We start from the raw sequence: 6414 nt of genomic DNA, 5'->3' as shown, positions 1-6414 counted from the left end.
AACAACCAGAATCCGGAGGCCGAGCGAAGTCGAGGCCATTTTGATTTACTGGCAAAGAAGCGGATATACAGAAAAAATAATTTTTAATTAAACTAAAACTTAGCGAGATCCGTGAAAGACTTAACTTTGAAAAACCGAAGCTTATGATAAAATCATCGTTCTTGGCACTCCTTTTAATATTGTTCAGTATAAATTCTTTTGGTCAAATTCCGGGCATAGAGCCTCAAGGACCACCCGACAATTCCATTTTCCCACAATTTGACTATGTAACCATCGATGGGGATTCGATTAGCTCTAAGGATCTTGCAGACAAAATTGTCATTATCAATATTTGGTTTGTCGGTTGTACAGGCTGCAAGCAAGAAGAGCCTTATTTGAGAAAAGTAACCCAGAAATATCAAGACGACGATGACATTGTTTTCTTGGGATTTTGCATGACAAAGCCAGACAGAATCAGGCGATACCTTGAAAAGAACGGAGAAATCGGTTATCAAAACATCTCTTTGAGCAGAGATGAAGTGGAGAAAAAATATAGTATTCGCATGTCCCCAACCCATTTTTTGATTAAGAATGGCGTCCTTGTCGCAAAACTCACAGGCCCAATAACTCCAGAACTCAAAACCCTTGATTGGTTTGAGGAGCAAATACGGAAATTGAAAAATTGAATGCTTTTGTTTGAGTATTAAGTCAGCACCTGAATTCTTGAAGATTTTAGCTTACCCGAAAACGAAGAGCAATAATGTTGGCAAGGAAAGTAATATTGCAAATTTTGACTTTCTCTAAATCAAAAACCCAAGAAATTTACCCTTTCCTGGAACTTCTTTTTGTTTCAAAATTTCCCCAATTCGAGTGTTTTTGCTGGGAAAGACTCAGATGCCTCAAATTCAAAATGTCATCATTTTATATTTTTTCGAACTAAAATTTTTTGATTCATCTAAACAACAATAAAAAATTTGGATTCATGAATTCATTTTCCTTTAGGCCCAGAAATTGATTGTTTTGTTTAATATCTTGAACAAAGGGCTATACAAAAAAAGTCAAGTCATAGATCCAGGCCCACTATAAGTGAGTCATTAAACTATTTATGCATTCCAATGTTACATTTAGTGAATTCTTCCTTTTTGAGTTTCTATTGTAAAATAAATCCCCTTTGAGAAGGGATTGAGAAATCACACTAGAATGAAATGGTAGTACAAATTTCAATACCGCTGAGTTAAAACTAAATTACCGTGCAGGAAGAACAAATTATAGCAGGATTGCAAGCTCGAGACCGAAAGACAACTGAATATCTCTATGAAAGATACTCGGCGCCGCTTTATGCGGTAATATGCAAAACGATCTCAGACCAGCGGCTTGCCGAAGAAGTTTTTCACCGTTCTTTCCTAAAAATTACCAAAGAAATTGAATGCTACAATTGCCCTAAAGGTCACCTGTACACTTGGATGGCATGGATTTGCCGAAGTTGCGCTCGGAAGAGGGTATAGATACAATCCACACTTACATTTAGATTATTTTGAGAATTGATTTTAGATTAGTTCGACCCCTTATCAGGGGTCAGAAATTGAATCGATTATTGAAAATAATGACCACGATGTAGTCAAAACTTTCAATACTTGTGTGCTGTGGTAAAAAATTTCAAATTTAGAACTTTACGGTATGTTCCTCTTTGGAAACATTACCTGCTCAGGATATCTTTTAAGTTCCTCCATCACAACATCGAATAATTTCTTTTTCACCTTGCCTGAACTCTTCGGTTCAACCAGGTAACGTACCACCACTTCTATCCAAGTGTTGGCATGGGCCTTTAAAATAACAGATGGATATTCATTTACATCCAATTCATCAACGGGAGTGTCAGCCAAGATTTTTTTAAACCGCCCTACTCGTCTTACCATCGCTTCGCCAATTTCTTTTTCGACAATGCGCTTAATTGTTGCCTCCGTGAATTTGAAATCACTTTCATAGGATATGTACAAACTGAATTCATTCCATATAAACGGAAACAGTGGCCATGAATAATTATAGACATACTCACTGAATACTTTAGAGTTTGCAAACCTAATGATGCGACCACTTGGATGGTCACCGGACAAATAATCGCCATTAAATTCCCAAAGTGTTGTGTCAATGTAGCTCACGTTAATCACGTCGCCATACACATTACCTATTCTGATGCGGTCCCCAACTTCAAAAGGCTTGCGGATAAGAATGTATAGCCATCCAAAAAAACTGGTAATAGGATTTTGCAAGGCAAAGCCAAGGATAAGCGATAGAATTCCAAACGAAACCATTGCAGCATACCAATTGGCAAACAGCAGCGAAAGAATAATGGACAGTATAAGCAGCGCGGCAAGTAAGTCGACAATTCGATTGAAATTAAATACAGTTGTCTTATTTTCTATTTTGCGGTTCAGTATTTTCTTTAATATCCTATTGGTTACCAGAACCAAAGAAATGAGCATAACCGCAAGCACAATTTTTTGCGCAAGTGGAATGTAATTACTGGAAATGGGTAATTGTTTCCATCCCAAAAGGAAATAAAGAGCTCCAAATCCTAGAAAAATAAAGGCGGTTATCCCCAGCAAAGGCTCTTCTTCTTTTACTGTATCAGCGCTTTGGTTTTGTCCAGTTCCTAAGGTTTCACTCAATGCCCGTTGAACTTTCTCATCCTTTTTGATGACTTCTAATTCTTTATCTTCTATTGGGTCTGATGGTTCCAAATGCTAAGAAATTTAATGTTGACAGATAAATGGCGAATGTTTTCGCTTTAGGATACGTATGGTAATGCACCTATTAAGCATGTATTATGCTGGATTAGGTTTTTTTTGAAATAAAATTTTGGAAGGACGATATGAATTTCGAATTCCGGAAACAGTTCGACCCTTTAGGGTCGTTGGAATGGTCCCGTCATTTTGTTATCCACGGGTTTCACCTGCCTACCGGCAAAGGCAGGCCCGCGGTTATTGAGAAGTTTGACCCCTTATCAGGGGTCAGGAATTGAATTATCGATTATTGGAAATAATGACCACGAGGTGATTAAAAGTTGAATTTTTAAAAAATCAGTGTAAAGAAATAACGATCCTGAAAGGATCGAACCTCTCAATAGCCCTAGGTGAAACCTGGGGAAATAGGGAATAACGTAAGAGTACGACAACCCCGAAGGGTGTTGAACTTTTTGGAAATGGAATTAAAAATTCCAAAGGATATGAGGGTGTAATTGCAAATTCCACCCAGCGTCCACGGAACCTCAAAGCAGCAAGATATTAGACTGCTCCGAGGTGGGGATAGAGTCTTAAGATTCCTTTTTCTTGATTTTTCCTTTTAAGTCAGGATATTGATGAAATATTTTATTTACCAAATCGTAAGTTTCTTTTCCTTGCTGGTTTGTAAATGCATATGTTTTTCCTTCATAAATTAAGAGGGCATCATCTTCGTTAGACCACCTGGTAGAGTCGTAAATTTTTACGTTTCTAATTTCTTCTAATTCAAATTCTTGTTTTGAATGGCATACTTTGTTAACCCAAATCCATGCCTTTCTGCCAGTTAAATTCATCAAGTCTTCCGGACTTATACCGAAATATACACTCTCACTTATCACAAAATGCATACTGTCTCGTTTGTTTAATTTGACTTTACTTTTCCCATTAATGGTAACGTCAAATTTTGAATAATCTCGACCGCTCTCTCTACTCGCTTGTCTTTGTTCTACTGCCTTTTCCCTCAGCTTGACTTGATAGTCTGCTGTATCAGGTATGTACAAGCTACGTATCTCAATCTTCACCTTTTCAAGAGCGGCATCGATGACTTCACTATCAATCTCCTGAATCAAATGCTGTTTGATAAGTTCTTTCGTCTGATCTTGGAAATCATCCGATGTAATTCTTTTGACAAGTTCTTCGATCTTGGTTTTCTGATGGTTTTTTTTGAGGAATTCTGCCGCAAATCCATGAAGTGCGTCGTGACTAAAGCTTTCCTTTGAAAATAAGGAGACAAATTCTTCACCGTCTTTTGAATCTTTTTCAAACTTAATTCTCCCGATAAGCATCGCGTTTTCTTGTTCATTCAAGGGCCCATCGTAGAATACTTGGATTTCTGGACCAATCAAAATACCAAAAGGCAACTTGAATTGGCGCATATAGGTTGAAAGTTGGATTTGATTCTGTGCCGACAATGGAACTTTTGGCCTTTTAATCTCTACTACAAACAGTTTTTGGCCCGTCGAATTTGATTTGATCAGAAAGTCAGGTTTTAGGCTTTTTTTGGTGGACCCAAGTTGAAAACTTGGTCGGATTTCAAAATCTCCTGAATACTCCTCCCAGCCCAATATGCCCAATGCCCTGTCAACCAAGCCTTCAAATTCTATTTCGGAGATATCACCAACTATCTTCTCAGAGAGGCGATAGCAGAGTTTATTCCATTTTTCCATGTTCATAATAGGGATGATTTAAAGCTAAATATCTAATCTTTCTTTTTACTCAATGATTGCTTTAGATGGCTGATTATACAATGAATATCTTCCGATTCAGGCGGAATTGCAAATCCTACCCAGCGTCCAACGTATCTCAAAGATGAAAGTAAATAGACTATTGCGAGGTGGGGGGGGAAGAGTATCTTAAAATATCAGATAGTCTTCATTCTCATTTTCTTCCGGAGCGTCCATCAAAAAATCCATTGGTAATGAAGGGTTTTCGCAAACACTACATTTCTTAAAGTTGAGTTGTTCTAGTAGACTTCCTTCAAAACTTAAATCAGGATTATATAATACTCGATAATATTCAAGCAAAAGTTTTTTTGTAGGCTTTTTATAACGTTCATCATACATTTTTAAAAAGTTTTTTAATTCAATATCAGTCCAACCAGTATCATTATTGTAAATTTCTTTTTCTGAATTGGCTAGAAAAGTTAATTTTTGAAATCTTCTAATTATAGATTGTTTATCTGGATTTGAAACAAAAAAATAACCTGCTTGACCAATTATTTTATCTATTTCCTTTTCAAGTTCCTCAAGATTTAAATTTTCTACTTCTTTTATTCCAGAATTTTGAACTTCAATTTCATCCATTTTTCTTTGAACATTCCAATCAATATCAAGCTTCTTAAGGAAACTATTTGGATCTGTTTGAAATAGCTCCAAATTACTTTGAAACCAGGCCCTAAATTTTTTCACTTGTTCTTCAACTAGATCTTCTCCTCCTTTTTCAAAAGCTCTTTCCTTAATTTCAAATGGAACAACAAAATTTCTAAATGAGGAATTTAATTTATCACAATTTTTATCTAAATGAAAAGATGGCGGTTGCTTACTTTCAAACACGTAAGTCAGAGTATCCTTACTAATAACTGGCTTATAATATTCAATTAAAAATTTCTCTGGTTCCTTTAATAAGGCTTGCATAAGTAAAAGATACTTTTCTTCATTCCTACTAAGAAAATATATTGGTTTTTTGTAAACTGTCCCTGATATTTCACCGATTTGGGAAATATCTATCTTTCTTAGTATTTTTCTATAATTTGATTTTGTAATGTAAGGCATATTATAATATTAAATTGTGAAAAGCTATTTATCCAAACTATAATCTTATTTAATTTCAATGGTTCTTGAATTTATTAAGGATAAATCATATGGAATAAATTTTATTTGAAACCCTCCATTCATCACCATTATAGAAAATAAAATCATTAATTTCTTGGGCAAAATATTTTTTATTGACTCTAAATTCTCCATCAAGATTTAACCATTGATTTATAATAACAATTCTTTTCTTCGGCTTCAGATTTAACTTATTTTTATTCAATTGAGGTTGCCAAAAATTAATAATAACATTCTCTAAGGCTTCAAGTAATGACCTTGAAGGCTTATTTTTCCTTTCAATAACACCTACCCAAAATTCTTTACCGGATTTCACGCCCCAATTCTTATGATAAGGATCGTTTATTCTTTTGTATACTGTACTAGTTGTAATCCCACAGTAATAATATATTAAACCATTAATTTTCTTTTTTCCGGTAATAAGGTAAAGGACATTTTTATGTTTGTTCTGATTTAAGTTATCATAATTATAAGGACCTTGCCAATTTATCACATATGCTCTCATCCCTCACCTCCTTTCATAAAACCCACCCCATCAATCTCCCCCATCACCCTATCCGTTTCCGTCAATGCCTTGATGATTCGCTGATAATGCATGATGTCTTCGAAGTCGAGGACTCGGCCTTTGCGATCTTTGAGCCATTTTTGGGCGGGTTGGTAGCCACCGATGTAGAAGTTCCAGGCAATTTCTGGGACGGTGTCGAAGTATTGTTCGGAGTTGATGTAGACGCGGCCAAGGTTGAGACCTGCCAGGTGGGGTGTAAAATATTTAAATAAAATATATATATTCTTCACCCCATTTTTTTATATTCCCTTGTCTAAATTAT

7 protein-coding genes are annotated in these 6414 nt (G+C 35.7%); 2 read left to right on the top strand and 5 right to left on the bottom strand.

The annotated features are described in order from the left end of the window. The first annotated feature begins 143 nt into the window (after positions 1–143). Complete coding sequence (locus tag ACK4HU_RS21885) at positions 144–665, top strand: TlpA family protein disulfide reductase (RefSeq protein ID WP_409810324.1); 522 nt, start codon at positions 144–146, stop codon at positions 663–665. 564 nt (positions 666–1229) lie between these two features. Further along, complete coding sequence (locus ACK4HU_RS21880; protein ID WP_409810321.1) at positions 1230–1484, top strand: RNA polymerase sigma factor; 255 nt, start codon at positions 1230–1232, stop codon at positions 1482–1484. A 165-nt stretch (positions 1485–1649) separates the two neighbouring features. Here ACK4HU_RS21880 and ACK4HU_RS21875 read toward each other — a convergent pair whose 3' ends face one another. The 5 genes from ACK4HU_RS21875 to ACK4HU_RS21855 all read right to left on the bottom strand — a co-directional run bounded on the left by ACK4HU_RS21875 (position 1650) and on the right by ACK4HU_RS21855 (position 6382). Beyond that, positions 1650–2720: a mechanosensitive ion channel family protein gene (locus tag ACK4HU_RS21875; RefSeq protein WP_409810318.1), complete on the bottom strand. Its 1071-nt coding sequence runs from the start codon at positions 2718–2720 to the stop codon at positions 1650–1652. 572 nt (positions 2721–3292) lie between these two features. Continuing rightward, entirely contained in the window at positions 3293–4135 is an 843-nt protein-coding gene (locus ACK4HU_RS21870) for a hypothetical protein (protein WP_409810315.1), read from the bottom strand. 477 nt (positions 4136–4612) lie between these two features. After that, a complete protein-coding gene (locus ACK4HU_RS21865) occupies positions 4613–5530 on the bottom strand; it encodes a hypothetical protein (protein ID WP_409810312.1) in 918 nt (305 codons plus the stop codon). An 85-nt stretch (positions 5531–5615) separates the two neighbouring features. Further along, entirely contained in the window at positions 5616–6092 is a 477-nt protein-coding gene (locus tag ACK4HU_RS21860) for a hypothetical protein (protein ID WP_409810309.1), read from the bottom strand. Next, a complete protein-coding gene (locus tag ACK4HU_RS21855; RefSeq protein ID WP_409810307.1) occupies positions 6089–6382 on the bottom strand; it encodes a type ISP restriction/modification enzyme in 294 nt (97 codons plus the stop codon). Before ACK4HU_RS21855 ends, ACK4HU_RS21860 begins: the two co-directional genes overlap by 4 nt. Positions 6383–6414: the final 32 nt, after the last annotated feature.

Source organism: Algoriphagus sp., from assembly GCF_046296635.1.
GTDB lineage: Bacteria > Bacteroidota > Bacteroidia > Cytophagales > Cyclobacteriaceae > Algoriphagus.
Note: the sequence above shows the minus strand (reverse complement) of the source record. Positions and strands in the feature narration are given on the sequence as shown.

What these genes read in the sequence shown, in the direction of transcription:
- ACK4HU_RS21885 (WP_409810324.1), top strand. Translation starts at nt 144, where the DNA reads ATGATAAAATCATCGTTCTTGGCACTCCTTTTAATATTGTTCAGTATA.
- ACK4HU_RS21870 (WP_409810315.1), bottom strand. Translation starts at nt 4,135, where the DNA reads ATGCGCCAATTCAAGTTGCCTTTTGGTATTTTGATTGGTCCAGAAATC.
- ACK4HU_RS21865 (WP_409810312.1), bottom strand. Translation starts at nt 5,530, where the DNA reads ATGCCTTACATTACAAAATCAAATTATAGAAAAATACTAAGAAAGATA.
- ACK4HU_RS21860 (WP_409810309.1), bottom strand. Translation starts at nt 6,092, where the DNA reads ATGAGAGCATATGTGATAAATTGGCAAGGTCCTTATAATTATGATAAC.